Origin of the sequence: Amycolatopsis sp. NPDC004169, from assembly GCF_040610315.1 — a bacterium.
In the GTDB taxonomy this organism is placed as follows: Bacteria; Actinomycetota; Actinomycetes; order Mycobacteriales; family Pseudonocardiaceae; genus Amycolatopsis.
The window spans coordinates 18,672-44,240 of record NZ_JBEXMD010000025.1; the positions used below are offsets into that span (position 1 = coordinate 18,672).

A 25,569-nucleotide genomic window follows, 5' to 3' on the forward strand; every position below is an offset into this window, starting at 1 on the left:
CGCCCTATTGGAGCTGCTGCATCTGCGCGCGGTAACCCTCTGCAAGCTCCTTGAGGAACTGCCGGGTCTCCTGCCGCTCCAGGGCGGCACCGCGCAGCCTGTCCCACGAGTCGACGAAGATGTTGAAGTCCTTGACGTCGTCCAGGTACAGCCCGCCCGCGGAGTGCTCGATGTAGACGAAGTCGCGGGTGCGGTCCGGGAAGCGCATGATCGTGAAGTCGTTGGGCACCGCGGCCAGCCGCGCGCCGAACGGCAGCACGTGCACGTAGACGCGCGGGTGCTTCTCCAGCGAGAGCAGGTGCTCGACCTGGTCGAGCATCACCGCCGGCGCGTACCCGCCGGGGGCCCGGCGCAGCGCGCCTTCGCTGATGATGAACCGGTAGTAGGGCGGCTGCTGCTGTTCGAACACCGCCTTGCGGTCGAGGCGGTTGCGGACCAGCGACGTCACGTCCGTCGCACCGGCCTCGGTGAACTGCTTGAGCATGTAGTGCTCGGACTGCAGCGGGCCCGGGATGCGCTCACCGTGCCAGGTGAGGATCTCCGCGGCCGCGGGCTCCAGGTCGGTGAAGGTGCGGAACCAGTGCGGCACCACCGAGCGGTAGCCGGACCAGTGGCCGCGCTGCCCGGCGGCGGCCCGCGCCAGGTTCATCAGCGTGTCGGCCTCTTCGCCGTTGATCCCGAACGCGTTCAGCATCGATCGCACATCCCCGAGTTTCACCCCGACGGCACCGGACTCGATCTTGTTGACCTTGCCCTGGGTGCAGCCGAGGACCTCGGCGACCTGCTGCTGTGTCATCCGCGCCGCGGTGCGGGCATGCCGGAGCTCGTTCCCGAGCTGCTTCCGGCGCGAGGTGACGGTGCTGGCCATCGCCCTGCTCTCCCGGACCACTACCAAGCAACGGCGGCCACCGGCCGCCGTCGCACGCGAACTATCGAACCCACCCAGGTTAGTGCTTAACCTTGCGGATCTCGATGATGACATCGCGCAGCGTTCCAGGAAACGCCGCAGATTGCCAGTCACCTGCGCTATCACTCGCCTGGACCAGCGAAATTCCGAATTATTCGGCCAACCGGCGGAGCCTGCTCTCGGGCATAGTGACCCCGTGACCGATCGTTCGCCCTCCGCCGCCGCCGTCACCCGGCTGGCCGACCAGGTCCACGGCTACGTCCAGCCGGACGGCTCCTGGTACATCAACAACTGCGGGTTCGTCGACGCCGGCGACCACACCGTGCTGATCGACACCTGCTCGACCGAGCGGCGCACGCGCGCGCTGCTCGCCGCGGTCGAAGCGACCACCGGCAGCCCGGTGACGACGCTGGTGAACACCCACCACCACGGTGACCACACCAACGGCAACTACCTGGTCGAGGGCGCCGCGGTGGTCGGCCACCGCAAGACGCGTGAGCTGCTGGTCGCCGAAGGCATCCAGACGTTCGAGGGCGTCTTCGTCGGCAGCGACTGGGGCGAACTGCGGTCCCGGCCGCCCGAGATCGTCTTCGACGACCGGCTCACGCTGTACGCCGGCGACGTCGAGATCCAGCTGATCCACCCCGGCCACGCGGCCCACACGACCAACGACGTCCTGGTCTGGCTGCCCGCCCAGCGGGTCCTCTACGCCGGTGACCTGGTGTTCCACGGCGGCAGCCCGTTCGCGCTGATGGGCTCGGTGGCCGGGTGGCGCCAGGGTCTCGACATCATCCGGGAGCTGGATCCGGTGGTGATCCTGCCCGGGCACGGTGGGCCGTGCGGGCTCGACGTCGTCGACACCGTCGACCGGTACCTGGAGTTCGTCCAGCGGACGGCCGAGCGCGGGAAGGCCGCCGGGTTGTCGCCGCTGGAGCTGGCGAAGGAGACGGACCTCGGCGAGTTCGCGTCGCTCTCCGAGCAAGAGCGGCTACCCGGCAACCTGCACCGGGCGTACGCCGAGCTGGACGGCGCCGAGTGGGGTGCGGACATCGACCTGGTCGCCGCGATCACCGACATGCTCGCCTTCAACAAGGGACCCATCCGCTGCTTCTCCTGAACTAGGTGAGCTGCTCCTCCGTGGCCTCCCATGAGGCGTCGATCGGACTAGTGTCTGAATCGAGAGAGACTTCGGAAGGATTCGGATGAGCAAGAAGGCGAGCATCGGGGTCACCGGCCTGGCGGTCATGGGCCGCAACCTGGCCCGCAACCTGGCCCGGCACGGCCACACGGTGGCCCTGCACAACCGGTCCGAGGAGCGGACCCGCGCGCTGGTGGAGCAGTTCGGCGACGAGGGCGACTTCATCCCGGCGTACTCCGCGCAGGAGTTCGTCAACGCGCTGGAGCGGCCGCGGCAGGTCGTGATCATGGTCAAGGCGGGCGGCCCGACCGACGCCGTCATCGAGGAGTTCGCGCCGCTGCTCGAAGAGGGCGACGTGATCATCGACGCCGGCAACGCGCACTTCGCCGACACGCGCCGCCGCGAGAAGGCGCTGCGCGAGCGCGGCCTGCACTTCGTCGGCAGCGGCGTCTCCGGCGGCGAGGAAGGCGCGCTGCACGGGCCGAGCATCATGCCCGGCGGCTCGAAGGAGTCGTACGAGTCGCTCGGCCCGCTGTTCGAGGACATCTCGGCGAAGGTCGACGGCGAGCCGTGCTGCACGCACATCGGCGCGGACGGCGCCGGCCACTTCGTCAAGATGGTGCACAACGGCATCGAGTACGCCGACATGCAGCTGATCGCGGAGTCGTTCGACCTGCTGCGCCACGCCGGCGGCTACTCCCCCGCCGAGATCGCCGATGTGTTCCGCACCTGGAACACCGGGCGGCTCGACTCCTACCTGATCGAGATCACCGCCGAGGTGCTCGCGCACGTCGACCAGGCGACCGGCAAGCCGTTCGTCGACGTCGTCGAGGACGCCGCCGAGCAGAAGGGCACCGGACGCTGGACGGTGCAGATCGGCCTCGACCTCGGTGTCCCGATCTCGGGCATCGCCGAAGCCGTCTTCGCGCGTTCGCTGTCCGGGTCCAAGCCGCTGCGCGCGGCGGCCCGCGGGCTCGGCGGCCCTTCGGCGGCTCCGCTGTCCGGATCGGCGCTGGAGCGCTTCGCCGACGACGTCGAGCAGGCGCTGTACGCGTCGAAGGTCGTTGCGTACGCGCAGGGCTTCAACCAGATCCAGGCGGGCGCGACCGAGTACGGCTGGGACATCGACCTCGGCAAGGTCGCCTCGATCTGGCGCGGCGGCTGCATCATCCGCGCGAAGTTCCTCAACGACATCACCTCCGCCTACGCCGAGGAGCCGCAGCTGCCGACGCTGCTCACCTCGGGCGGCTTCCGCAAGGCGGTCGAGGATGCCCAGGACTCGTGGCGTTCGGTGATCTCGACGGCGGTCCAGCTCGGCATCCCGACGCCGGGCTTCTCGACGGCGCTGGCGTACTACGACGGCCTCCGCGCCGACCGCCTGCCGGCGGCGTTGGTCCAGGGCCAGCGCGACTTCTTCGGCGCCCACACCTACCGCCGGGTGGACCGCGAAGGCTCGTTCCACACGGCCTGGGCCGCCGACGGCCGCCCGGAGTCCGAAGCCTGACCGGCCGCTGCTCTGACCGGGAAGACCCCCTGGTCCCACCCGGTCAGAGCAGCGTCACCAGGACCACCGCGAGCAGCGCGGCGGCCAGCAGGAGCCTCACTGCCCCCGGGCGGCGAGGAGTTCCGCCAGCACCTCCACGATCTTCGCCTCGGCCTTGTCCTTCTTGACCCCCAGGCCGTCGAGCACCTCGAAGCCACTGCCTTCGCCCTGTTCCAGCAGGGCCAGCAGCATGTGCTCGGTGCCGATGTAGTTGTGCCCGAGCCGCAGGCCTTCGCGCATGGTCAGCTCGAGGGTCTTCTTGGCGGCGGCGGAGAACGGGACCACGTTCGGCACCGGGTCGACCGGCTCGGGCAGCCGCGCTTCGGCGGCTTCGCGGACGGCGTCCAGCTGCACGCCCTGGGCCAGGATCGCCCCGGCCGCCAGCGCGGCGGGCTCGGTCAGCAGGCCCAGCACGATGTGCACGGTGTCGATCTCCGGGCTGGCGTGCGTGACAGCCGCCTTCTGGGCTTCGACGACGACGTGCCGCGCGCGGTCGGTGTAGCGGCCGTAGACGCGCTCGATGTTCCCGCTCAGGTCGCCGCCGGGATCCACCTTCGGCACGAACCGCTTCTGGGCGGCCTGTTTCGTGACGCCCATGCTGGCGCCGATCTCGGTCCAGGACGCCCCGGACCGCCGGGCCTGATCGACGAAGTGGCCGATCAGGTGGTCAGCCACCTCGCCGAGGTGCTGGCCCAGGTAGACCGCGTCGGTCAGCTGGGCCAGGGCGTCGTGGTCGTGGTTGCTCTTGATGGCGTTGATGAGGTCGTCGAGCTTGACGTTGAAGGGCAGGGTCATACCGTCAACTGTAGGTTGACGATCTCTTTGCGTCAACCTACAGTTGACGATCTCAGGCGAGCGGCAGCCTGACGTAGTTCTCAGCCAGGCTCGTCGCGGCCGCGTGTGACGACGTCGCGAAGCGCAACTGCGACAGCTGCAACTGCCGCGTGAAGCCATCCGCGTGCGGGTCGGTGTGCAGCATCGTCGTGATGCCCTTATCGAGGTCGGGCCTTCGCACAAGGTGAACTCGCCCTCGAATTCGAGCCGCGCGGTCAGCCGTACTCGCGGTCGCGGGCTTTCAGGACCACGCAGTCGATCCCGGGCCGGTGCAGCAGGAACGACAGCAGCAACCCGGCTGGGCCGGAACCGATGACCGCGACCTGCGTGCGCGTCACGCCGCTCGTGACTTCAGGTGCGCCTTGAGGTCGAAATCGCTCGCTTCGAGGTCGGCGTACGCGGGTTTCGGCTCGGCCGTGAACAGGCGGCGCGCCGCGATGTGGTCGGCGGGCCGGTTCACCGACTCGACCGCGATGAGGACGTCGTCGCGGAAGGACAGCACCGAGAACTTGCCCGCGGCCGGGTCGCCCGCGACCACCGTGCGGTCGGCGCCCGAGAGGATGCCGGCGATCTGCAGCTTGGCGCCGGCCTGGTCGGTCCAGAACCAGGGCAGGCTGGCGTACGGTTCCGCGGTCCCGGTGATCGCCGCGGCCACGCACCGGGCCTGGTCGACGGCGTTCTGCACGGACTCCAGCCGGGTCTCGGCGCCCGCCTGCACGCACGGGAAGTTGGCGCAGTCGCCGATGGCGAAGATCTTCTCGTCCGCCGTCCGCAGGTGCGCGTCGACGACGACGCCGTTGCGCACCGGCAGGCCTGCCGCCTCGGCCAGCGACGTTTCGGGCACCACGCCGACGGCGACGACGACCAGGTCGGCGGGCAGCCGGGTGCCGTCGGACAGCTCGGCCTCCCGCACCCGCGAGTCGCCGTGGAGAGCCGCGACACCCTGGCCGAGCACCACCGTGTGCCCGGCGTTGCGGTGCAGGTCGGCGAAGTACGCGGAGATCTCCGGCGTCGCGACCCGGTTGAGCAGCCGATCCTGCATCTCGACGATCGTCACCGGGCGGCCGGCGTGCGAGGCGAACTCCAGCCCGATGAACCCGCCACCGGCCACGACGACGTGCTCGGCCCGTTCGAGCGACTCGCGGAGCCGGTCGGCGTCGTCGCGGGTGCGCAGGGTCAGCACGCCCGGGAGGTCCGCGCCGGGCACCGGCAGCGTCCGGTTGCGGGCGCCGGTGGCCAGGACGAGGAAGTCGTAGTCCAGTTCGCGGCCGTCTTCGAGCCGGACCTTCGCCGCCGCGCGGTCGATTTCCGCGACCCGGCCGGAGACCAGCTCGATGTCCTTCTCGGCGAAGAAGTCCTCACCGCGCAGGTGCAGCTGCTCGAGCCCGGCCGTCCCGGCCAGGTAGGCCTTCGACAGCGGCGGCCGCTGGTAGGGCACGCCGGGCTCGTCCCCGACCAGCACGACCCGGCCGGCGAAACCCCGGTCCCGCAGCGAAGCCACGGCCTGGAACCCGCTCTGACCGGCACCGACGACGAGCACGGTGGTCATTCCTTCTCCTCACCCCATCCGGTTGCCCTCGACCTCATCCGACCACAACGGGCGCGGTCAGTCGAGGCGCGGCCCACCGGACGGCCGCGGTGCGCCCAGCACCCGCGAGATCCCCCGCGCGGCCGCCCGCACCGCCGGGACCAGCGTCCGCGGGTCCGTCCCGGCCGCCGGGACGACCACCGAGATCGCGGCCACGACGTCGTCCGTCGCGTCCCGGACCGGGGCGGCCACGGACAGGGCGATCAGCTCGATCTGGCCGTCGCTGACGGCGTAGCCGTCCCGGCGGACGTCGGCCAGCACCCGCCGCAGCCGCGCGGGCGAGCCGATCGTCTTGGGGGTGAACGTCTTGAGCGGACCGGCCAGGACTTCCTCCTGGACCTCGGCGGGCGCGTGCGCGAGCAGCACCTGCCCGACTCCGGTGGCGTGCGCGGGCAGCCGTCCGCCGACGCGGGTCAGGACGTTGACCGCGCCCCGGCCGGAGATGCGCTCGACGTAGACGACCTCGGGCCCGTCGAGCACCGCGAGCTGCACGTTCTGGTGCGTGGCTTCGTAGAGGTCCTCCAGGAACGGCATCGCGCTCTCCCGCAGCTCGGCCCCGTGCGGCGCGAGGGAGGCGACTTCCCACAGCCACAGCCCGACGCGGAAGGCCCCGGTTTCGTCGCGGACCAGTGCCCCACGCCGGGTGAGCTCGCCGGCGAGCCGGTGCGTGGTCGACAGCGGCAGCCCGGCCCGGCGGCTCAGTTCGGACAGCGTCAGCCGCGGCCGATCGGCGGTGAAGGCGCCCAGCAGGTCGAGGACGCGATCCACCACCGACGGCGGCCGCTGCGCGCTGTGTCGCATGGGGTCAGTTTTCGCACCCGCGGGAAATGCCGCAAGCCGCGGCTAAACCCGCTGTGGCGCGGAGGCGTGAGGAGGGGTGCCGTCTCGCCGGAGACGGTGCAACGAGGGGAGAACACGTGAAACTCTGGGCGAAATTGAGCATCTCGGTGGCCGCCGCGCTCGGCGCGGCCGCACTCGCGGCGCCGTCGGCTTCGGCCGCGGCCAACCCGTACACCGCAGCGGAGGCGTGCGCCAACGACTTCGGCGGTTCGTGGTCGTACGCGTCCGACGGCCACCGCGAGGTGAAGTACGGTTCGGCCAAGTGGGGCGATGTCTACCTGATGTACAACTCGGCGCACGCCAACTGCGTCGCCACCATCAAATCGATCGACATCGGCACGCCGACGTACACCGAAGCCTGGCTGTGGATCCAGGGCACCCCGGACTGGATCGGAAACGTCGGCGCGTTCAAGTACTACGCGGCGGCCAAGGGCGCGGCGAACAACCGCTGCGTCCAGTACCAGAGCTACATCTCGCGCACCGCGACCGGTGCCGGGGCCTACGCCGCGGGCGGTCGCCTCACCTGGGGCAATTGCGGCTGATCCGGAGGCTGCCCCGGGCCACACCCGGGGCAGCCCGTGTCAGAGGTCGTCGTCCGGGAGCAGCGGGCGCATGAACGTGCGCCGGTACCGGACCACGCACCCGCTCTCGTCGCGGATCTTGTCCGCCTCGATGAAGTCCGGGTCGACGCCGAACAGCCCGCGGTACCGCTCGTACGCCGCCAGGCTCTCGAAGCTGAACAGCGCCCTGGCCTCGTCGCTCGCCCCTTCCGCCGGCAGGAAGTAGCCGTGGTGGATGCCGCCTTCCCGCTGCACCAGGCGCATCCACGCGGCGGCGAAGCGTTCGAAGTCGGGCAGCTTCGCCGGGTCGATGACGTAGTCGACAACGCAGGTGATCAATGGCCGCCCCAGACGCGGTCGGCGGTCGCCACGATCAGCTCGAGTTTGCGCATCTGGTCGTCCGCGGTCAGGTCGTTGCCCTCCTCGGTCGAGGAGAAGCCGCACTGCGGGGACAGGCAGAACCGGTCGATGTCGACGTACCGCGACGCCTCCTCGATCCGCCGCACCAGGACGTCCGGGTCCTCCAGCTCGGGCCGCTTGGTCGTGACCAGGCCGAGCACCACCTTCTTGTCCTTCGGCACGAACCGCAACGGCTCGAAGCCGCCGGAGCGTTCGTCGTCGTACTCCAGGAAGAACCCGTCGACGGCGAGCTCGCCGAACAACGCCTCCGCGACGAACTCGTAGCTCCCCTCGGCCGCCCAGGACGACCGGAAGTTGCCGCGGCACAGGTGCGTGGTCACCGTGAGGTCTTCGGGACGGCCGTCCAGCGCCGCGTTCATCGTCGCGATGTTGCGCAGGTGCTGGGTGTCCGGGTCGCCGCCCATCCGCGCGACCAGCTCGCGCTGCGCCGGGTCGTTCAGGTAGGCGAGGCTGGTGTCGTCGAGCTGCAGGTACCGGCAGCCGAGGCCGTGCACGGCGGAAACCTGCTGCCGGTAGGCCGCGCTGAGGTCGGCGAAGAACTCCTCGAGGTCCGGGTAAACGCTCTCACTGACCGCGGCCCGGCCGCCGCGGTAGTAGACCATGCTCGGCGACGGGATGGTCAGCTTCGGCGTCACGCCCGGGTCCACATGGGACTGCAGGAACCGGAAGTGGTCGGCGAAGATCGGCTCGTCGAGCCGCACCTTGCCGTCGACCTGCAGCCCCGGCGGGCTGAACTCGAGGTCACCGGCCAGGTTGTGGAACTTGACGTGCAGCCGCTGGTCGCTCTTCGAGACGCCGCCGAGGGAGTAGATGAAGTCCATGTGCCACGACGCGCGCCGGAATTCGCCGTCGGTCGCCGAGCTCAGCCCGGCCGCCTTCTGCATCTTGATCACGTCGCGGATCGCGTCGTCCTCGACCGCGCGCAGCTGCTCCGCGCCGATCTCACCGCTTTCGTGCCGCCTACGCGCGTCGCGCAGCACCGGGGGCCGCAGCAGGCTCCCCACGTGATCGGCGCGGAACGGCGGGCCTGCCTGGGAAACGCCACCCGAAGTCATGCACCGATGGTCACACATTCCCGGCCTTCGCGCCGCCCCCTGAACCATGATCGTCGCGCCCCGGACTTGCTACCGTCCGCTCATGACGGAATCCGCGGTCCACCCGGTCGACCGGGGTCTGCCCGCCGGGCGGCTGGCCCTGCTCGGCCTCCAGCACATGTCGATCATGTACGCCGGTTCGGTGGCCGTGCCGCTGATCGTCGGCAGCGCGCTCAAGCTCGACCCGGCGACGATCGGGCTGCTGGTCAACGCCGATCTGCTGGTCGCGGGCATCGCGACGCTGATACAGGCCGTCGGCATCGGGAAGCTGCTCGGCATCCGGCTGCCGGTGGTGGCGGGCGCGACGTTCAGCGTCGTCAACCCGATGATCCTGATCGCGTCGCAGTACGGCCTGCCCGCGGTCTACGGCGCGATGCTCGCCTCGGGTGTGTTCGGGCTGCTCATCGCGCGGCCGTTCGCGAAGCTGATCCGGTTCTTCCCGCCGCTGGTCACCGGGACGCTGCTGCTGGTCATCGGCGCCTCACTGCTCGGACCGGGCGCGGCGATGATCGCCGGCCACGACAGCACCGCACCGGACTACGCGGCGCCGTCGCACATCGGGCTGGCCTTCGGCGTGGTCGCGCTGCTGGTGCTGTTCACCCGCGTGCTGCGCGGGTTCGCCAACCAGATCGGGCCGTTGCTGGCGCTGGCGATCGGGCTGGTCGTGGCGATCCCGATGGGGCTGGTGCACTGGGACGGCCTCGGCGCGGCCGGGTGGTTCGGGCTCGCGGCGCCGTTCCACTTCGGCGCGCCGGCCTTCCCGGTCGCGGCGATCCTCTCGATGTGCGTGGTCATGCTGGTGACGTTCACCGAGTCGACGGCCGACATGATCGCGGTCGGCGAGCTCACCGGGCGCCCGCCGACCGACGCCGACCTTGCGCGCGGCCTGGCCACCGACGGCGTCTCGGCCGTGCTCGGCGGGGTGATGAACTCCTTCCCCGACACGGCGTTCGCGCAGAACGTCGGCCTGGTCCGGATGACCGGCGTGCGCAGCCGCTGGGTGGTCGCGGTGACCGGCGGGATCCTGGTGCTGATGGGCCTGGTGCCCAAGATCGGCGCGTTCATCGCGGCCATCCCGGAACCGGTGGTCGGCGGGGTCGCGGTGGTGATGTTCGCGATGGTCGCCGCGGTCGGCGCGCAGAACCTCCGGACGGTCGAGTTTTCCGGCAACCACAACACCTTCGTCGTCGCGGTGGCGCTCGGGGTCGGTCTGCTGCCGGCGTTCGTGCCGGACTTCTTCAAGCACTTCCCGCCGTGGCTGCAGACGATCTTCGGCAGCTCGATCACGGTGACGGCGATCCTGGCGTTCGCCCTGAACCTGCTGTTCAACCACCTCGGCCGGCGCGCGGAGCCGGACCTGCTCAACAGGTCCTGAGCAGCCGGCCGACGAGCTCGGCCGCGGTGCCCGGCTCGACTGGGCGCCGGAACAGCACGCGCAGGTAGAACGGGGCCAGTACGTAGTCGAGCACCTCGTCGACCGACGGCACCGGCTCGCCGCGGGCCGCGGCCTTGTCGAGGGCGGCCTGCAGGTCGTCGCCGCGGGCCCGCAGGTATTCGAGCGGTTTCTCGTCCGGGCGCAGGGTCGCGACGAGCGCGCGGAGCAGGATCTGGCCGCGCCGGTCGCGCATCGCGCGTTCGACGCCCTCGGCCCAGCCGAGCAGGTCTCCGCGCAGCGAACCGGTGTCCGGGATCGGCGACGTCGCCCGCAGGCGGGTCACCGCCGCGTCGAGCAGCAGTGCGTCCCGGCTGCCCCAGCGCCGGTAGATGCTGGTCGGGTTCACCCCCGCCCGCTCGGCGATCTTCGGGATGGCCGCGTCGATCTCGCCCGCGGCGAGCAGCTCGACGACGGCTTCGTGCACCGCGTCGCGGACGCGGGCGCTGCGGCCGCCGGGTCGGGTCATGAGCTCATCTTAAAGCAAAGTCACTTGCTTTTGCGGTCGACCCGTGGCTAGCCTTAAGTCAAATCAAATGGCTTTAAGGAGACCCAGATGGCCCGCAAGATGACCAAGGACGAGCGCGAAGCATTCCTCGCCGAGCCGCAGGTCGGCGTGCTCAGCGTCGCGGCCGAGGCCGGGCGGGCGCCGCTGACCACGCCGATCTGGTACCGCTACGAGCCGGGCGGCGACGTCGTCATCATGACCTCGCCCGGCCTGCGCAAGACCCGGTTGATCGAGGCGGCCGGCCGGTTCGCGCTGTGCGTGCAGCAGCAGGACGGCGTCTACAAGTACGTCTCGGTCGAGGGCCCGGTCGTCGAGTCGTGGCCGATGACGAAGGCGCAGCGGCACGAGATGGCGGCCCGCTACCTGCCGCCGGGCGTGAGCGAGGCCTACACCGACGCGACCGATGAGGCGCACGGGCAGAACATCGCGATCGTGATGCGCCCGGAGCGCTGGAACACCTCGGACTTCAGCGACATCGCCGAGCAGCTGGCCTGATCACCAGCAGATGATCCCCAGGATGCACGACGGCTCGGGCCGCGGCGTGGTGGTCGGCGTCGGCGGGCGGCTGCCGGAGGGCGGCGGCGGGTTGCCCGGCGGTGTCGTCGTCGCGGTGCCGGTGGCCGAGGGGTCGGAGCCGGATGGCGTGGCGGTCGGGCTCGCGGTTCCGGTGCCGCCGGTCGCGGTGGCCGGGTCGCGGCCCGGCACCTCGGTGACGGTGCCGCGGTGCTCGTTCGACGCGGTGACGACGTCGCCGCCGGTGCCGCCGCCGATCCCGCCGTCGGGCGGTGAGTCCGTGGCCTGGTCGGCACCACCCAGGCCGGTGGTGCGCTGGGGGAACGGGATGACCTGGATCTGGTCGACCGGGGAAGCGTCCTGGCGCTGGTTGCCGCCGAAGGCGACCAGGGCCGCGGCGGCGCCGCAGCCCACGATGACGGCGAGCATCACCGCGACCACCCGCCAGCGTGACTGGCCTGGTCCCGGACCATCGCCCCAGCCCTCGCGCACGAGCAGCTCGGCGACCGATACCTCGTCGTTCACCCCGGCAGACCTTCCCGAGAGGCCCATTCGGCCGTCATCGTGGCCGTATTCTTACCGTAAAAGCCCCCCGAACGGGTGAAGTAGCGGCAAAAATTCGTCACGTAACGCAAGATCTGACAGTGAGTGACATCCACAGCGTTTTCTAAGCTGACGCTCGTGATACTCCCAGCATGACCACCGAAGCTCGGTCCATGCTGCTGAAAGCCGACCGGCCGATCCCCTCGATCGCCGTCGCGCGCCGCCGCAGCCCGTGGGCGTTGCTCCGGTACGTCCCCAGCCCCAGGGCGACGCCGTTCACCTTCGGCTACCTGGTGCTCCTGCTGGGCACGACGCTGCTGCTCCGGTTCGCCGACCCCGCACTGACGGACCGGCTGCTCCGGCTGTCCAGCACCGACGCCCACAACCTCTGGCGCCGCCCGCTGACCTCGCTGCTGACCAGCGCGATCTGGCTGCCCGGCGAAAGCTGGCTGCCCTACGCGCTGATCTTCGCGGTCGCCGTCGCGCCGCTGGAACGCCGGTTCGGCGCCCGCCGCACCGCGCTGGTGTTCTTCTCCGGCCACATCGTGGCCACGCTCGTCACCGAACTGCCGGTGATGGCCCTGATCACGGCGCACGTGCTGCCCGGTTCGGCCGCGCACTGGCTCGACATCGGGGTCAGCTACGGCTTCTTCACCACCGCCGGCGCACTCGTGTTCTTCCTGCCCGGCCGCGTGCGGCTGCTGGCGCTGGCCGCGACCGAGGCGTTCATCGCGGCGATCTGGCTGAGCGACGACCCCACCAGTCTCGACTCGATCGTCACGCTGCTCGGCCACGCGTTCGCCGCGCACTTCGGGCTGCTGGTCTGCGGACCGTGGCTGCAGTCGCGCATCCGCAGGCCGGACCCGGATTCCGCCGGGTAGGCAGGGGCCGGAGTCGGTGGTGTAATCGACGGGCCACACGCCGACTTCACGGGGGACGGACGCTCATGCAGGCCGACTCGCTCGCCGAACTGGTCGAGCTGAGTCCGGACGCGATCTGCGTGCACGAGCACGGCGTGCTCACCTACGCCAACCGCGCGGCCCTCGAAACCTTCGCCGCGCGCTCGGCCGACGAGGTCGTCGGCCGCCGGTTCACCGACTTCGTCGCCGAGGACGCCCGCCCTGTCCTGCTCGAAACGCTCGGCAAGCTGACGAAACCGGGGCAGGCGAGCGAGCCCGTCGAAGCCCTGATGTCCCGGCTGGACGGCAGCAAGTTCGCCGTCGAAACGGTGCTGGTGCGCCTCGGCGAAGACGCGTACCAGGTGGTCATGCGCGACATCACGGCGAAGAAGGCGGCCGCCGACGCCCTCCGCTACCAGGCCGCGCTGGTGTCGCACGTCAGCGACGCGCTGATCGCGACCACCGGCGAAGGCGTCGTGACCAGCTGGAACCCGGCCGCCGAGGCGGTGTACGGGTGGACCGCCGCCGAGGCCGTCGGGCGGCGGGCGAGCGAGCTCGTCGGCGCGCCGCTCGACCTGCCTGCCATCCGGCGCGGCGGCGGTGTCGCGGAGGCGGTGCACCGGCGGCGGGACGGCGCTCCCCTGGCGGTCCGCGTCTCGGCAGCTGAGATGAATGACGGGTACGTCCTCATCTGCGCCGACGAAACCGCGCGGCGGCGGGCCGAGCGGAACTACCGCACGGTGGTCGCGTCGCTGGACGAAGGCGTCCTCGTGATGGGCCCCGGCGGGCTCATCGAAGCGGCCAACCCGGCGGCCTGCCGGATCCTCGGCGTCGCCGAGGCCGACCTGCTCGGCCTCCCGTGCCACACGCTGACGCTGTTCACCGAGTCCGGGCGGTGGATCCCGCCGGACGAGCTGCCGTCGGTGCAGACCCGGCGGACCGGCCGCACGCACAACGGCCTGGTCGTCCGCCTGCGCCGGCCGGACGGCCGCGACGTCTGGGTGTCGCTGACCTCGCGGCTGCTCGACCAGGACGACCCGGCGGCGCCGGCCGTGGTCACGTCGTTCACCGACATCACCGAAACCCGCGCGATCAGCGCGCGGCTCGCGCACGACGCCACCCACGACCCGCTGACCCGGCTGGCGAACCGCACCCTGGTGCTCGACCGGCTCGACAGGTGCGAACGCGGCGCGGTCACCGTGCTGTTCCTCGACCTGGACGAGTTCAAGGTCATCAACGACTCGCTCGGCCACTCGGTCGGCGACCAGGTGCTGCGGATCGTCGGGGAACGCCTGCGCCGCAGCTCGGGCCGCGACGACCTGGTCGGCAGGCTGGGCGGCGACGAGTTCGTCGTCGTCACCGGCGAGGTCACCGACCCGGGCGAGGTCCGGGCGCTGGCCGAGCACCTGCGGGCCGCGGTCGCCGAGCCGCTCGGCGTCCTCGGCAGGCAGCTGCACCTGGACGCCAGCATCGGTGTCGTGCTCGTCGCCCGCGACGACCGCCGCAGCGCCGAGGACCTGCTGCGCGACGCGGATGTCGCGATGTACCAGGCGAAAGCACTCGGCCGCGGGCGTCACCACTTCTTCGACGTCGGGCTGCGCGAGCGGGTGCAGCGGCGGCTGCGGATGGAACAGGACCTGCGCGACGCGGTCCACGACGGCCAGCTCTGGGCCGCCTACCAGCCGGTCGTCGACCTGCGGACCGGCGAGATGGTCGCCGTCGAGGCGCTGATGCGGTGGACGCACCCCCGCCAGGGCGCGATCTCGCCCGCGGAGTTCATCCCGCTCGCCGAGGAGAGCGACCTGATCAACGTGATCGGCAAGGAGATGCTGCGCACGACGACCCGCGAGCTCGCCGGGCGGCGGGTGCGCCAGGGCCTGGACCTGACGCTGAAGGTCAACCTCTCCACCCGCCAGCTCGACGACCCGCACCTGGTGCCGGCGGTGCAGGACGCGCTGGCGGCCACCGGGCTGCCCGCCGGCGCTCTATGCCTGGAGGTCACCGAAAGCGCGTTGATGCGTGATCAGGAAGCGGCCGCGGAAGTGCTGGCGTCCCTGCGTTCCCTGGGCGTGCTGCTGGCGATCGACGACTTCGGCACCGGCTATTCGTCGCTCGCCCAGCTGCGCCGGCTGACCTTGGACACGCTGAAGATCGACCGCTCGTTCATCACCGGGATCGCCGAGTCACGGGACGCGGAAGCCATCGTCACCAGCATCATCGCGATGGCCCACGCGGTGGACCTGACGGTGATCGCCGAGGGCGTCGAGTCGGCGGAGCAGGTGGACCTGCTCCGCGAGCTCGGCTGCGACCAGGCGCAGGGCTACCACCTCGGCCGCCCGGTGCCGGCGGCCGAGCTGTTCGGTCAGTAGACGGCCTTCAGGCGCTGCAGCTCGTCCGGCGTCAGCTCGAGGCCGAGGTCCTTGAGGGTGACGTCGAGTTCTTCCGGCGCGATGGTGGTGGTTTCGCTGCTGCCGTCGGGTTTTTCGACGGTGAGCTCCCGGCCGAGGAGCTTGCGGCTGAGGCCGGGCTCGATCCGCATGACCACGAGCCGTCCGAGGAACGGCGACTTCGGGTGCGTCGACGTGTAGTGGTGGTAGACCTCGTAGTCGATGGGGTGCATCTCGTTGAGGCGGAATTCGAGGATGTCCTCGCCGCCCTTCTGCAGGGTCCACCAGTCCTGGCGTTGCTCGAGGCGGTGCACCCAGCCGGCCTGGTCGACTTCGTGGCCGTCGACGAGCGGCATGGGGTCGAGGATCCCGGCCCCGAACCCGACGTCGGCGAGGAACTGCTTCCCGTCGACGTCGACGACGAGCGTCATGTGCGTGTAGGGCCCGGGCCGCCGCGGCTGCACGCGCGCGGAAAGCCGGTGCACGGTGTAGCCGAGCTGCTCGAGGACGGCGGCGAAGAGGCTACTCTGTTCGTAGCAGTAGCCTCCCCGCCGCCGTCCGACGAGTTTCGCGCTCACGACGTCGAGCGAGATCCCTTGGTGCTGCCGGAGAACGACGTCGACGTTCTCGAACGGGATGGCTTTTGCGTGAGCCCGCATGAGTTCGGTGAGAGCGGCTTCGGACGGCGCCCGCCGCGGCTGTCCGACGCGCGCGAGGTAGGCGTCGAGGTCGACGGCGTCAATGCCCCATTCCCCTTCGGTGGTCATGGATCCATGGTGGACCCTCGACCAAGCTGGAGGTCAACCTTCGTGGACGACCTTCCGTACCTCGACGGCGGTGTACTGGGCATCCGGGATCTTCGCGGCCAGCTCGACGGCCCGCGCCTCGCTCTCGACGTCGACGACGTAGTAGCCGCAGAGGAAGGCTTCGGCTTCGACGAAGGCGCCGGTCCTGGTCTGCGCCACACCGTTCTCGACCTGGACGGTCGTGGTTTCGCCGGGTTCGGCGAGTGCCTTGGTCCCGACCATCTCACCGGACTCGGTGATGAGCTTGATGAAGTCCCCGTGCCCGGCGTAGACGGCGTTCTTCTGGTCGTCGGTGAGGCTGGCCCAGAGGGTGGGGTTCATGTGGAGGGTAAGGAGGTAACGCACGTCCGGCTCCCCGTGTGTGGGTGGCGGCCCCCGGTGGGCTGCCTTTCGCCGGTGGGTCGAGGCTGTCGCGGTGGCCCGGACACGGGTGCGCGCGGTTCACTCGTTCGGCGTAGCGAGCCACCCTTCGACCCGCCGGTGCCGCCCGAGCCCGGCGGCGTCGAACTCGTCGACGTGACCACCGCGCTGGACGCCGAGCGCGCGCAGGGCCTGCGAAATCGGGCTGCCGGCCGCGGAGAAGCGCTCGCCTTCGGCCACCCGCACCGGACCGAGGACAACGGCACCGCGGTGCCACACCTGCGCCGACTGCGTTCCGGTCCCGCCGAAGTAGTCGGCTTCGACGTAGGCCACGGTCCCCAGCTCCGAGCACGCGGCGAGGGTGTCTTGGAACCCCGCCGGCACCTTCCAGAACCCGTCGAGTTCGGGTGCGCCGCGGACGATGACGGCTTCCAGGCAGTACACGACCAGATCCTGGCTCAGCCGAGGCTGACGAGCACGTACCTTTCGTCGTCGATCGGGCCGCCCCACAGCGCGGGGTCGTCGAGCCGGGTCACCGTCGCGGTGTTCCGATGGGCGCGGACGAGACGTTCGCACTCGACGGCCGCGATCCCGGCCCCGGTGAACCACCGCCCTTCGACGAGCACCAGCCGGCCGCCGGGCTTCAGCAACCGCACCCAGGCCCCGAGCGCGGCGGCCGGGTCGGGCATGGCCCAGAGGACGTGCCGCGCCAAGACGACGTCGTACGAACCCGGCGGACAAGGCGGATCGGCGACATCCCCTTCACGGAAGTCCACCGCGGCCGACTTCCCCGCGGCGACCGCGAGCATCCGCGGGGAGAGATCGACGCCACACACGGCATGACCGGCCTCGGCGAGCAACACGGAGAGACTGCCGGTCCCACACCCGAGATCCACGACGGCCGCCGGAGCCGGCGGCATCAGCGGCAGCAGCAAATCCGCCCAGGCGGCCCGCACGGCGGGGTCCCGCAGGCCGTGGTCGGGCTGATCGTCGAAAGTGGCGGCTTCGGCGTCCCAGACGTCGGTCACGGTCACATCCTGGCTGAGCACACAAGAAAGCCGCCTCGACCGGAGTCAAGACGGCTTCTCAGGGGGTGGCCAGGGCCGGGGTCGAACCGGCGACCTTCCGCTTTTCAGGCGGACGCTCGTACCAACTGAGCTACCTGGCCGGGAACGCCGGCAAGGAGCCGAACGATCTTGCGACCCTGACGGGACTCGAACCCGCGACCTTCGCCGTGACAGGGCGACGCGCTAACCAACTGCGCCACAGGGCCTTGCTTTACTGCGTACTCCCAACGGGATTCGAACCCGCGTTGCCGCCTTGAAAGGGCGGAGTCCTAGGCCGCTGAACGATGGGAGCCCGGTCGGTTTCGGGTGACCGACCGACCGCGCTCTCAGGTTCCCCTGGGAGCGATTACAAGCATAGGGCACGCCGCCACCGCTTTGCACAGGGGGTTCCTTAAGCCTCCCGCAAGGCTCAGACCTGCGCAAACGCACCGAGATCCGCCAGGCGGCGATCAAGCTCGGCCTGCTCCGGCTCCGACAGCGCCGACGACAGCAGCTCGCCGACCCGGTCGTCGGTCAGTTCCTCGGCGCGGTGCCAGCGGTCGCGGAGGTCCGGCTTGCGCTCCGCCGACGCCACCAGCTGGTCGGCCGCGTCCTCGGGCCACGCCGTGCGCAGCAAGCGCGCGCGGCCGCCCTCCGGGTCCGCGACCACCGCCTCCGGGATGGACAGGCCCAGCGCCCGCAGCGCCGCGAAGTGGAGGCCGCCGCGCAGCTCGCGGAAGACCATCAGCGCGAAGCCGAGGCGTTCGACGTCGCCCGCGGGCCGCTCGGCGTTCTTCCAGCCCGCGAAGAGCGCCAGCCCGCTGGCGTCCGCGGCGTCCACGACGCGGAACAGCAGCTCCGCCAAGCGGCCGGGCTCCGGTACGGCCGAAAGGCTGACGCGGGACCACCGAGCCGATGACTCGCTGTAGGCACGAACCGCGGCCGGCGCATCGAGGACGTTCGTCGCCTGCGGCAGGACGAACTCGAACAGCCAGTGCGGGAAGATCCCGAACAGCTCCGCGGCCACCTTCGGCGGCACGTCCCCGAGCACCGCCGAGCGCCCCCGCAGGTACAGCGAACGCGGCGGCAGCCCCGCTTCCGCCTCGACCGCGGCCAGCTCCGGCGACGTCATGAACCTGCCGCCCAGCACCTGCACCACCGGCCGGATGCGGTTCGCCAGTCCTGCCACGCCTTCGATCGTCGTCATGTCCGTCCCCTTTCGACAGCGCAACCGTAACACTGTTACGAAACGTGCGTCAAACAGCGGACACTCCCCTGGGACTTACTTGCCGAAAAGCGGCGCAACCAGCGGAAATATCACGAGACGGGCCCGGTGTCGGCACACCAGGCCCGCCCGCTCAACGCTGAACCGGCGCCTGCCCGTCCTCATCCAGGTTCAGGCCCAGCATCTCCAGCAACTGAACACAGTCCTCGACCCCCAGGGCACCGTTCGCCACCGCCAGCCGAGCCCGCCGGACCTGATCATCCGACACCCGCTGAGCGTCAGCCGCCCCACTCCGCTGCGCCGGCAACGCACCGGCAAACGGCGCACTCCCCCCATCGGCACCTTCGTACCGAAGGAGGAACTGCCGCACTTCAACAGACCCGCTCATAGCCCCTCCACACGGCTCACAACAACTTGGCCGCGAGGCTAACCAGCGCCGGGCGCCACACACAGCCCCCCGGAGAGTGAACCTGAGGCCACGCTCCGCTCAACGCAGCGCAATCGGCAAGACCGAAGAAGAACCCCACCCGAACGAACGTCACCCCCGAGCCAAAGTGACACCAGCCGGGGAAATTTCCCGCTCTCCACTCGCCCAACCACCCAACTCGTGCAACAATCGAGGTGCTGACACACCCCCGGTCAGCGCCTGTGGAGATCCCCTCCGACCCCCGCGTTCCTCCCCCTGGCGCGGGGGTCCTCCATTTCTTGGCCCTGCTCGGGCTTCGCCCTCCGCGGGCCAATCATTTCGGTGTGCTGACCCGGGGGGCCGAGCCCCCCGGACCCCCCACGGTGCCTCGCGCTCGGCTTCCAGCGTGGCTGGGTTTTCGCTTCGGGCGCTGCGCGCCCTGGCGAGTCTGGCTGAGTTAGGTGGCGACCCGCCCGTTCGCGGGTGCGGCACCTCGGGCGCTGCGCGCCCTTGCGAGCCCCGCCACATTCGGCAGCAAGCGCCTCGGGGGCATGGCCCCGGCGAGCCAGCTGAGTCGGGCAGCAAGCCCCACGCCCCTGCCGGCCGTCGACCTGGTGCTTCCGCGTTTAAGCCCGGCAACCCGCGCGCGTAGGGGAGCCCCCGGTTTTTACGTTACCGGCGAGCACCGACAGTTTCGGGCGCTGCGCGTTGTGGATGGGCCGTCAGTGCCTCACCCTGCCGGGGGCTCCGGCGGTTCGACCTCGCCGTTCGTGCTCCCACCAGCCCGCCGAGCTCTCGGGCTGGAGGTGATCGACCCGCTCTGTTATTGGGGGGTTGCTTTGTGTTCTTGGGTGTTGGGCTTAATGGGTGGTGGCTGGGCTGAATGGGGAATGTTTTCCGCGTGTTGTAGCTCACAGTGGTTTGTGTGGCGAGATCTAAACGTTATCGTGGCGTCGTGCCTCTTCCCTCCCTTGGCCGCTTGAGCAGCCGTACGAACCTGAAAGCCGCCGCGTCTTCCGGTCGTCATCGTGGTGCCGCGAAGCCGGTGGACGATGGTGTTGTCGAGGACACCGAGCTCACCTCCTACCTCGCCGCCCTGGCTCCGGAGAACGATCTGGAGAGCACCGGGTCCGGCAAGCGGTTCGGTGAAGCGCAGGTCTACCAGCTGCGGATGAGCCTCGTCGCCAGCCAGCAGCTCAAGGACATCGCCGCCGAGCGGGACATCTCGCCGCAGGCGCTCGCCCAGGAATGGATCCTCGAGCGGCTCAACTGGGAGGGGCAGGCCTCCTCCGCCCACGACCAGCGGCAGCAGGCCGGCAGCGGCGAGGTCAGCGACCTCACCGACGAGTTCCACTTCCCCGCCGACGCCTTCGACGCGCCGGCCGTCGCGCGACGCTGAACCCACGGCGCTGAACCCGCGGCGAACTGCCCAGAACCCATGAGAAAGGGCCCCCGGCACCAGCCGGGGGCCCTTCGCTCAGGCCTTAAGACGCGCAAAAGGGCCTGCGAGGCTTCTTCAGCCTCGGTTTCAGATCGCGCGGACCTTCTGGGCCTGCGGACCCTTCTGACCCTGGCCGACCTCGAACTCCACTCGCTGGTTCTCCTCGAGGGTGCGGAAGCCGCGGCCCTCGATCTCCGAGTAGTGCACGAACACGTCGCCTTCGCCGCCGTCCTGCGCGATGAAGCCGAAGCCCTTCTCCGCGTTGAACCACTTCACAGTGCCTTGCGCCACCGCTGTACTCCTCGTTACACAGATCCGCTTCGAATGCCACCGAAGCGGCACCCCGACCGTCCCGGGCGGTTCCAACGAGTCGAGTCAAGAGCGTGTCGGCTCCATGGCTCGCGTCAGAAGTTCCGCGAGTGTGAAGCCACTAACACGCAAAACGACGGCCTGAGAGCAGACTACCGGGATCTGGCCAAAGTTGAACCCCGTGATCGAGGCGAAAACCGGCTCTGGGCACCAAGGTCACCGGAACGTCGTAGGGCTCCCGCCCCGTTCTGTCGTACCCGGCGGCTAGTCTGGCGCAGCACAGCGACACCGTGATCACCGGATACGGCTCGGAGTCGGCTGTGCCCCCTCCGTGAGAGCTTTCACCGGTCAGTGTGACACTCGTCACGCCACGGTTGCTCAACGTACCCGGTCTGCGGGGCGTCTCGAAGGGGGAAGCACCAAAGGGGCAAAGGGGATGGGTGTGACGGTGAGGATTTCCACGCGGCGCCGGGGCGCTGCCGTGGCGTTGGGCTTGGTCGCCGTGCTCACGCTGGGGGCGTGCAGCAGCGAACCGACGGTCTCGGCGAGCGGTTCGTCGGGCGGGGGCCCGACCAGCTCGCCCGCGCCGAGCGCGCAGCCCGCGAAGCTGACGGTGTCGCCCGCCGGCGGCGCGCAGGACGTCGCTCCCGGCGAGCCGGTCGGCGTCCAGGTCACCGACGGCACGATCATGTCGGTCACGCTGACCAACCCGGACGGCAAGCAGGTCCAGGGCCAGACCTCGGCGGACAAGAAGAGCTGGAACACCACCGAGCAGCTCGGCTACGGCAAGACCTACACCTGGTCCGGCCAGGTGCAGGGCGCCGACGGCAAGAACCTGCCCATCGGCGGCGCCTTCACCACGGTCAAGCCGAAGCGGCAGATGGCGGCCAGCCTGAACGTCGGTGACGGCCAGACGTACGGCATCGCGATGCCGATCGCGCTGACCTTCCCGAGCCGCGTCACCGACAAGGCCTCCGTCGAGAAGGCGCTGTCGGTCGAGACCACGCCGAAGACCGAGGGCTCGTGGGGCTGGATGGAAGGCGACACTTCGGTGCACTGGCGGCCGAAGGAGTACTTCAAGCCCGGCACGCAGGTGAAGGTGAACGCCAAGATCTACGGCGTCAAGGTCGGCGACGGCGTGTACGGCAAGCAGGACGTCTCGGCCAGCTTCGCCATCGGCCGCTCGCAGATCGTCAAGGGCAACACCCAGCAGCACACCATGCAGGTGATCCGCGACGGCCAGCAGATCGCCGACTACCCGGTGAGCTACGGCCTCGACTCCGACCCGGGCCGCGTCACGCACAGCGGCGTGCACGTCGTCATGGGCAAGCAGGCCACGTACGCGATGAGCAACCCGAAGTACCACTACGAGAACGTCGTGGTGCCGTGGGCGGTCCGGATCTCCAACAACGGCGAGTTCATCCACGGCCTGGCCGCGTCCGTCTGGGCGCAGGGCAAGAAGAACGTCTCGCACGGCTGCCTGAACCTGTCGCCGGCGCGCGCCAAGGAGTACTACGACGGCGTGCTCACCGGCGACCCGGTGGAGATCACCGGCAGCACGCAGACGCTGAGCGCGAAGGACGGCGACTACAGCGACTGGACCTACGACTGGGCGGGCTGGCAGAAGCTGTCGGCGCTCGCCCACTGAACCCACTGATCCACTGCTCCACCGGCGCAACCACCGGGCGGCCGGGAAGTCCCCTGCGGGCTTCCCGGCCGTTCGCGTTCCCGCACCCGAAAACCCGCGAAATCCGGTGCAACCAAGGTGATCACCCGCCGCATGACTAAGGGCAGAGGCGCGGCGATCCCCTGCCGCGCCCGCGAGAATGAGGAGCTGTCTTGCGTATCCGCATCGCCCTGACCCTCGGCGCGCTCGTGCTCGCCGGTGGCGCCCTGACCGGTGGCATCGCGCTGGCTTCGGAGGCGCAGGCGCCGGCCGCCCCCACCACCCAGGCGACCCGGCCCGGCGAGCCGACCGTGGCGCCCGCCCCGGCCACCCGGACCCGGCCCCAGCAGGCGCCGAGCGCTGTCCCCGCGACGTCGCGGGCCCCGATCGCCGTCCCGGCCCGCCCGGCGCGCGTCCCCCGCGCGGTCCCGGCCGGACCGACCGGCGACCTGCACCTGCCTGCCGTGTGGGAGACCCGGTAACCAGGTGATTTCCCGCTCCCGTCCGTCGACCGGGCCGGGCTCGCCGTGGGACGGCGAGTTCGCCCGGTACTTCGGCGAGCGCGCGCACAGCCTGCGGTCGACCGCCTTCCTGCTCTGCGGGGACTGGCACCAGGCCGAAGACCTCACGCAGGCCGCGCTGCTCAAGCTCTACCTCGCCTGGCCGAGGCTGTCGCGGCACGACGCGCTGGACGCCTACGCGCGCAAGGTCGTCCTGCGCACGTTCCTCGCGGAGCACCGGCGCAGCAGGTGGAAACGGGAGCGGCTCACCGACGCCCCGCCGGAGCTCCCGGCGGAGCCCGCGGCGAACGAGCGGGACGAACTGGTCCGGCAGGCGCTGGCCGTGCTGGCCCCCAAGCAGCGCGCCGTGCTGGTGCTGCGGTACTTCGAGGACCTGAGCGTCGAGGAGACGGCGAAGGTCCTCGGCTGCAGCACCGGCACGGTGAAGAGCCAGGCCTCCCGCGGCCTGGCCACGCTGCGCAAGCGGCTCGGCCCGCACTACGGTGCGCTGAGCTTCAGCGCACCCACGGAAGGGAGGTGACGAACATGGACCCCGAAGACGACGTCCGCGCGTTCCTGACCGGCGCGGCCGGCGGCCCGCAGCCGCCGATGCGCCTCGACGCCGCCGACGTGATCGAGCGCGGCGGCCGGGTCCGGCGACGACGCAAGCGCTTGGCCGTGGCCGGCACCTCGGCCGCGACGGCGGTTGTCCTCGCGGTGGCCGGTTTCCTGGCCGGTCACCGTCCCGGCCCACCGGAACCGGTGCAGCCGGCCGGGCCGGGGCTGTCCACGGTCGTCACCACGTCCTCCGGCCCGCCGCCGTCGGAGCTGCCGGTGCCGGCGACGTCGATCGCTCCGGCGGAGCCGTCGACCGAGCGGGGCGAGAGCCGCACCCGCAGCCCGCGCCCGTCGGTGGCGCAGACGCCGTCCGCGGGCACGCGGCCGACGTCCCGCCCGACGCTGTCGACGCCGTCCACTTCGGTTCCGGCCGCGACCCGGCCGGGCCCGCCGACGACCACGCGCTAGCGGTGGTGCAGATCACCGGATTTCGTGGATTTCCGGCGAAAACCCAGCCCGGTTCGTGGCGATGTCGTGGCGTGCCGATCGGACAGTGGTCCCGCAAGCGCTTCACTCCTCGCCACGACGCGACCTCCGGCGCACGTGTGCCCCGCCCGGTGATCCGGGCGGGGCACACGGCTATCCGGAGACCGCTCAGCGCTGAGCGGCCACGGAGGCCGGCCGGCCGGTGTTGTCCTCGGTGTCGATCTGTTCCATCGGCACCTGCGACGTCTCCGGGATCTTGATGATCGGGAGGATCGCGATCAGCGCCGCCGCCATCAGGTAGTAGGCAGGCCAGTCCTCGTTGCCGGTGCTCTTGATCAGCGCCGTCACGATGACGCCGCAGGTCCCGCCGAACAGCGACGTCGAGATGTTGTAGCCGATCGCGAACGAGCCGTAGCGCACGCGCGTCGGGAACATCGCCGGGAACGTCGAGCCGATCACGGCGAGCATGAACACCAGCAGGATCGCCACGATCAGGAACCCGACGAACAGCCACAGGATGCTGCCGGACTGCATGAGCTTGAGGCAGGGCCAGCTCAGCACCAGGAACCCGATGGCCGCCGTCAGCAGCAACGGTTTCCGGCCGATCCGGTCGGACAGCGCGCCGAGCGGGATGATGATCGCCATCTGGATGACTTCGACCGCGATGATGATCAACGTCGAGGTGTTGTCGTTGATCTTCAACGTGTCCGTGAAGTACGTCGGCATGGTCGTGAGCAGCAGGTAGTCCGCCACGTTGAGCAGCAGCACGATGCCGATCAGATTGAGGATCATCCGCCAGTTGCGGACGAAGATCTCCTTGAGCGGCGCCTTCTTCGGCGCCTCGCCCGCGGCCTCCATCCGGCGGAATTCGGGGGTGTCCTCGAGCTTGTTCCGCAGGTAGAGCCCGATCAGGCCGAGCGGCAGCGCAACGAAGAACGGGATCCGCCAGCCCCAGGCGTCGACCTGCTCCGGCGACAGGGACAGCGTCACCGACAGCACCACGAGGTTGCCGAGCACGTAACCGGCCAGGGTGCCGAGTTCGAGGAAGCTGCCGAAGAAGCCGCGGCGCTTCGTCGGGGAGTACTCGGCGATGAACGTCGCCGCTCCGCCGTATTCGCCACCGGTGGAGAAGCCCTGGATGATCCGCAGCAGCAGGATCGCGATCGGGGCCGCGATGCCCATGCTGTAGCTGCCGGAGTACGTCGGCAGCACGCCGACCAGGAACGTGCAGCCCGACATCAGCAGGATGGTGATGGCGAGGACCCGCTTGCGGCCGAGCTTGTCGCCGAGCGGCCCGAAGAACGCCCCGCCGAACGGCCGCACGATGAACCCGACCGCGAGCAGCGCCAGCGACTTCAGGACCGCGTTGCCTTCGCCGGGGAAGAACAACGTGCCGATGCTGGCGGCGATCGCGCCCGAGGTGAAGACGCCGTAGTCGTACCACTCGGTGGCGTTGCCCATGGCCGAAGCCCAGACGGCGCGCTTGACGGTTCTCTCGTCCACTGACGGATTGCCCGTCGTTGCTGCTGTTTCGCTCATGCCGGCGACGACTCCTCCCGT

Annotated in this window: 29 protein-coding genes, 3 tRNA genes and 1 pseudogene; 12 read left to right on the top strand and 21 right to left on the bottom strand. The window is 70.3% G+C overall.

Annotation, left to right across the window (positions count from 1 at the left end):
* Positions 1-4: 4 nt before the first annotated feature.
* Positions 5-868 (bottom strand): helix-turn-helix transcriptional regulator, encoded by an 864-nt coding sequence (locus tag ABZX11_RS29355; RefSeq protein ID WP_013222333.1) that lies wholly within the window; start codon positions 866-868, stop codon positions 5-7.
* Positions 869-1,103: 235 nt separating this feature from the next.
* Here ABZX11_RS29355 and ABZX11_RS29360 point away from each other — a divergent pair, with 235 nt between their 5' ends.
* Entirely contained in the window at positions 1,104-2,024 is a 921-nt protein-coding gene (locus tag ABZX11_RS29360; RefSeq protein ID WP_354918872.1) for an MBL fold metallo-hydrolase, read from the top strand.
* Positions 2,025-2,109: 85 nt separating this feature from the next.
* Positions 2,110-3,549, top strand: coding sequence for an NADP-dependent phosphogluconate dehydrogenase (gndA, locus tag ABZX11_RS29365; RefSeq protein ID WP_354918875.1), 1,440 nt, complete (start codon positions 2,110-2,112; stop codon positions 3,547-3,549).
* A 96-nt stretch (positions 3,550-3,645) separates the two neighbouring features.
* Here gndA and ABZX11_RS29370 read toward each other — a convergent pair whose 3' ends face one another.
* From ABZX11_RS29370 to ABZX11_RS29390, 5 genes and pseudogenes are all read right to left on the bottom strand, one after another.
* Positions 3,646-4,383, bottom strand: coding sequence for a Clp protease N-terminal domain-containing protein (locus ABZX11_RS29370; protein ID WP_176173509.1), 738 nt, complete (start codon positions 4,381-4,383; stop codon positions 3,646-3,648).
* A 52-nt stretch (positions 4,384-4,435) separates the two neighbouring features.
* Positions 4,436-4,576: pseudogene (locus ABZX11_RS29375) on the bottom strand (4-hydroxybenzoate 3-monooxygenase); the annotation flags it as partial.
* Positions 4,577-4,637: 61 nt separating this feature from the next.
* A complete protein-coding gene (locus ABZX11_RS29380) occupies positions 4,638-4,760 on the bottom strand; it encodes an FAD-dependent monooxygenase (protein WP_354918878.1) in 123 nt (40 codons plus the stop codon).
* Complete coding sequence (locus tag ABZX11_RS29385; RefSeq protein WP_354918881.1) at positions 4,757-5,971, bottom strand: FAD-dependent oxidoreductase; 1,215 nt, start codon at positions 5,969-5,971, stop codon at positions 4,757-4,759. Before ABZX11_RS29385 ends, ABZX11_RS29380 begins: the two co-directional genes overlap by 4 nt.
* 57 nt (positions 5,972-6,028) lie before the next feature.
* Positions 6,029-6,811 (bottom strand): IclR family transcriptional regulator, encoded by a 783-nt coding sequence (locus tag ABZX11_RS29390; protein WP_176173512.1) that lies wholly within the window; start codon positions 6,809-6,811, stop codon positions 6,029-6,031.
* 116 nt (positions 6,812-6,927) lie between these two features.
* On the opposite strand from ABZX11_RS29390, the gene ABZX11_RS29395 reads away from it, so the two are divergent.
* On the top strand, positions 6,928-7,392 hold the full coding sequence (locus ABZX11_RS29395) for a hypothetical protein (RefSeq protein WP_176173513.1): 465 nt from the start codon (positions 6,928-6,930) through the stop codon (positions 7,390-7,392).
* A 39-nt stretch (positions 7,393-7,431) separates the two neighbouring features.
* Here the strand turns inward: ABZX11_RS29395 and ABZX11_RS29400 are convergent, their stop codons facing one another.
* A complete protein-coding gene (locus ABZX11_RS29400; protein WP_176173514.1) occupies positions 7,432-7,749 on the bottom strand; it encodes an NIPSNAP family protein in 318 nt (105 codons plus the stop codon).
* A complete protein-coding gene (locus tag ABZX11_RS29405; protein ID WP_354918886.1) occupies positions 7,746-8,885 on the bottom strand; it encodes a 5-methyltetrahydropteroyltriglutamate--homocysteine S-methyltransferase in 1,140 nt (379 codons plus the stop codon). Before ABZX11_RS29405 ends, ABZX11_RS29400 begins: the two co-directional genes overlap by 4 nt.
* A gap of 82 nt (positions 8,886-8,967) precedes the next feature.
* Between ABZX11_RS29405 and ABZX11_RS29410 the strand changes: the two genes are divergently transcribed.
* Positions 8,968-10,299, top strand: coding sequence for a nucleobase:cation symporter-2 family protein (locus ABZX11_RS29410; RefSeq protein WP_354918889.1), 1,332 nt, complete (start codon positions 8,968-8,970; stop codon positions 10,297-10,299).
* Here ABZX11_RS29410 and ABZX11_RS29415 read toward each other — a convergent pair.
* A complete protein-coding gene (locus ABZX11_RS29415) occupies positions 10,286-10,825 on the bottom strand; it encodes a TetR/AcrR family transcriptional regulator (RefSeq protein ID WP_354918892.1) in 540 nt (179 codons plus the stop codon). The genes ABZX11_RS29410 and ABZX11_RS29415 overlap by 14 nt on opposite strands.
* An 87-nt stretch (positions 10,826-10,912) precedes the next feature.
* Here ABZX11_RS29415 and ABZX11_RS29420 point away from each other — a divergent pair, with 87 nt between their 5' ends.
* A complete protein-coding gene (locus tag ABZX11_RS29420) occupies positions 10,913-11,359 on the top strand; it encodes a pyridoxamine 5'-phosphate oxidase family protein (protein WP_176173518.1) in 447 nt (148 codons plus the stop codon).
* On the opposite strand, the gene ABZX11_RS29425 is transcribed toward ABZX11_RS29420, so the two are convergent.
* The gene (locus ABZX11_RS29425; protein ID WP_354918895.1) at positions 11,360-11,902 is read right to left on the bottom strand and encodes a hypothetical protein; all 543 of its coding nucleotides are present in this window, start codon (positions 11,900-11,902) and stop codon (positions 11,360-11,362) included.
* Positions 11,903-12,072: 170 nt separating this feature from the next.
* On the opposite strand from ABZX11_RS29425, the gene ABZX11_RS29430 reads away from it, so the two are divergent.
* Positions 12,073-12,801: a rhomboid-like protein gene (locus ABZX11_RS29430; protein ID WP_254897028.1), complete on the top strand. Its 729-nt coding sequence runs from the start codon at positions 12,073-12,075 to the stop codon at positions 12,799-12,801.
* A gap of 65 nt (positions 12,802-12,866) precedes the next feature.
* The gene (locus ABZX11_RS29435; RefSeq protein ID WP_354918898.1) at positions 12,867-15,188 is read left to right on the top strand and encodes an EAL domain-containing protein; all 2,322 of its coding nucleotides are present in this window, start codon (positions 12,867-12,869) and stop codon (positions 15,186-15,188) included.
* Here the strand turns inward: ABZX11_RS29435 and ABZX11_RS29440 are convergent.
* The 9 genes from ABZX11_RS29440 to ABZX11_RS29480 form a co-directional block, all read right to left on the bottom strand.
* Complete coding sequence (locus tag ABZX11_RS29440; protein ID WP_354918901.1) at positions 15,182-15,973, bottom strand: arylamine N-acetyltransferase; 792 nt, start codon at positions 15,971-15,973, stop codon at positions 15,182-15,184. The genes ABZX11_RS29435 and ABZX11_RS29440 overlap by 7 nt on opposite strands.
* A 33-nt stretch (positions 15,974-16,006) precedes the next feature.
* Positions 16,007-16,357 carry a YciI family protein gene (locus tag ABZX11_RS29445; protein ID WP_354918904.1) on the bottom strand — a complete coding sequence of 117 codons (351 nt, stop codon included), beginning with the start codon at positions 16,355-16,357 and terminating at the stop codon, positions 16,007-16,009.
* A gap of 96 nt (positions 16,358-16,453) precedes the next feature.
* Complete coding sequence (locus ABZX11_RS29450; RefSeq protein ID WP_354918907.1) at positions 16,454-16,816, bottom strand: hypothetical protein; 363 nt, start codon at positions 16,814-16,816, stop codon at positions 16,454-16,456.
* A gap of 14 nt (positions 16,817-16,830) precedes the next feature.
* Positions 16,831-17,400 (bottom strand): class I SAM-dependent methyltransferase, encoded by a 570-nt coding sequence (locus ABZX11_RS29455; RefSeq protein ID WP_354918910.1) that lies wholly within the window; start codon positions 17,398-17,400, stop codon positions 16,831-16,833.
* 66 nt (positions 17,401-17,466) lie between these two features.
* Positions 17,467-17,540 (bottom strand) — tRNA-Phe (locus ABZX11_RS29460).
* A gap of 31 nt (positions 17,541-17,571) precedes the next feature.
* Positions 17,572-17,645: transfer RNA gene (locus ABZX11_RS29465), tRNA-Asp, on the bottom strand.
* Positions 17,646-17,658: 13 nt separating this feature from the next.
* Positions 17,659-17,731: transfer RNA gene (locus ABZX11_RS29470), tRNA-Glu, on the bottom strand.
* Between the two features lie 117 nt (positions 17,732-17,848).
* Entirely contained in the window at positions 17,849-18,625 is a 777-nt protein-coding gene (locus ABZX11_RS29475) for a hypothetical protein (protein ID WP_354918913.1), read from the bottom strand.
* 151 nt (positions 18,626-18,776) lie between these two features.
* The gene (locus ABZX11_RS29480; protein WP_086838175.1) at positions 18,777-19,031 is read right to left on the bottom strand and encodes a hypothetical protein; all 255 of its coding nucleotides are present in this window, start codon (positions 19,029-19,031) and stop codon (positions 18,777-18,779) included.
* Positions 19,032-20,004: 973 nt separating this feature from the next.
* On the opposite strand from ABZX11_RS29480, the gene ABZX11_RS29485 reads away from it, so the two are divergent.
* On the top strand, positions 20,005-20,448 hold the full coding sequence (locus ABZX11_RS29485) for a hypothetical protein (RefSeq protein ID WP_176178000.1): 444 nt from the start codon (positions 20,005-20,007) through the stop codon (positions 20,446-20,448).
* A 129-nt stretch (positions 20,449-20,577) separates the two neighbouring features.
* Here the strand turns inward: ABZX11_RS29485 and ABZX11_RS29490 are convergent, their stop codons facing one another.
* A complete protein-coding gene (locus tag ABZX11_RS29490; protein ID WP_003097368.1) occupies positions 20,578-20,781 on the bottom strand; it encodes a cold-shock protein in 204 nt (67 codons plus the stop codon).
* A gap of 454 nt (positions 20,782-21,235) precedes the next feature.
* On the opposite strand from ABZX11_RS29490, the gene ABZX11_RS29495 reads away from it, so the two are divergent.
* From ABZX11_RS29495 to ABZX11_RS29510, 4 genes are all read left to right on the top strand, one after another.
* Positions 21,236-22,447 carry an Ig-like domain-containing protein gene (locus ABZX11_RS29495; RefSeq protein WP_176173537.1) on the top strand — a complete coding sequence of 404 codons (1,212 nt, stop codon included), beginning with the start codon at positions 21,236-21,238 and terminating at the stop codon, positions 22,445-22,447.
* A gap of 191 nt (positions 22,448-22,638) precedes the next feature.
* Positions 22,639-22,947, top strand: coding sequence for a hypothetical protein (locus tag ABZX11_RS29500; RefSeq protein WP_176173538.1), 309 nt, complete (start codon positions 22,639-22,641; stop codon positions 22,945-22,947).
* 4 nt (positions 22,948-22,951) lie between these two features.
* On the top strand, positions 22,952-23,506 hold the full coding sequence (locus ABZX11_RS29505; RefSeq protein WP_176173539.1) for a SigE family RNA polymerase sigma factor: 555 nt from the start codon (positions 22,952-22,954) through the stop codon (positions 23,504-23,506).
* Between the two features lie 5 nt (positions 23,507-23,511).
* Entirely contained in the window at positions 23,512-23,991 is a 480-nt protein-coding gene (locus ABZX11_RS29510) for a hypothetical protein (protein WP_354918919.1), read from the top strand.
* A 186-nt stretch (positions 23,992-24,177) separates the two neighbouring features.
* On the opposite strand, the gene ABZX11_RS29515 is transcribed toward ABZX11_RS29510, so the two are convergent.
* Positions 24,178-25,512 carry an MFS transporter gene (locus ABZX11_RS29515; RefSeq protein WP_354918922.1) on the bottom strand — a complete coding sequence of 445 codons (1,335 nt, stop codon included), beginning with the start codon at positions 25,510-25,512 and terminating at the stop codon, positions 24,178-24,180.
* Positions 25,513-25,569 lie beyond the last annotated feature (57 nt).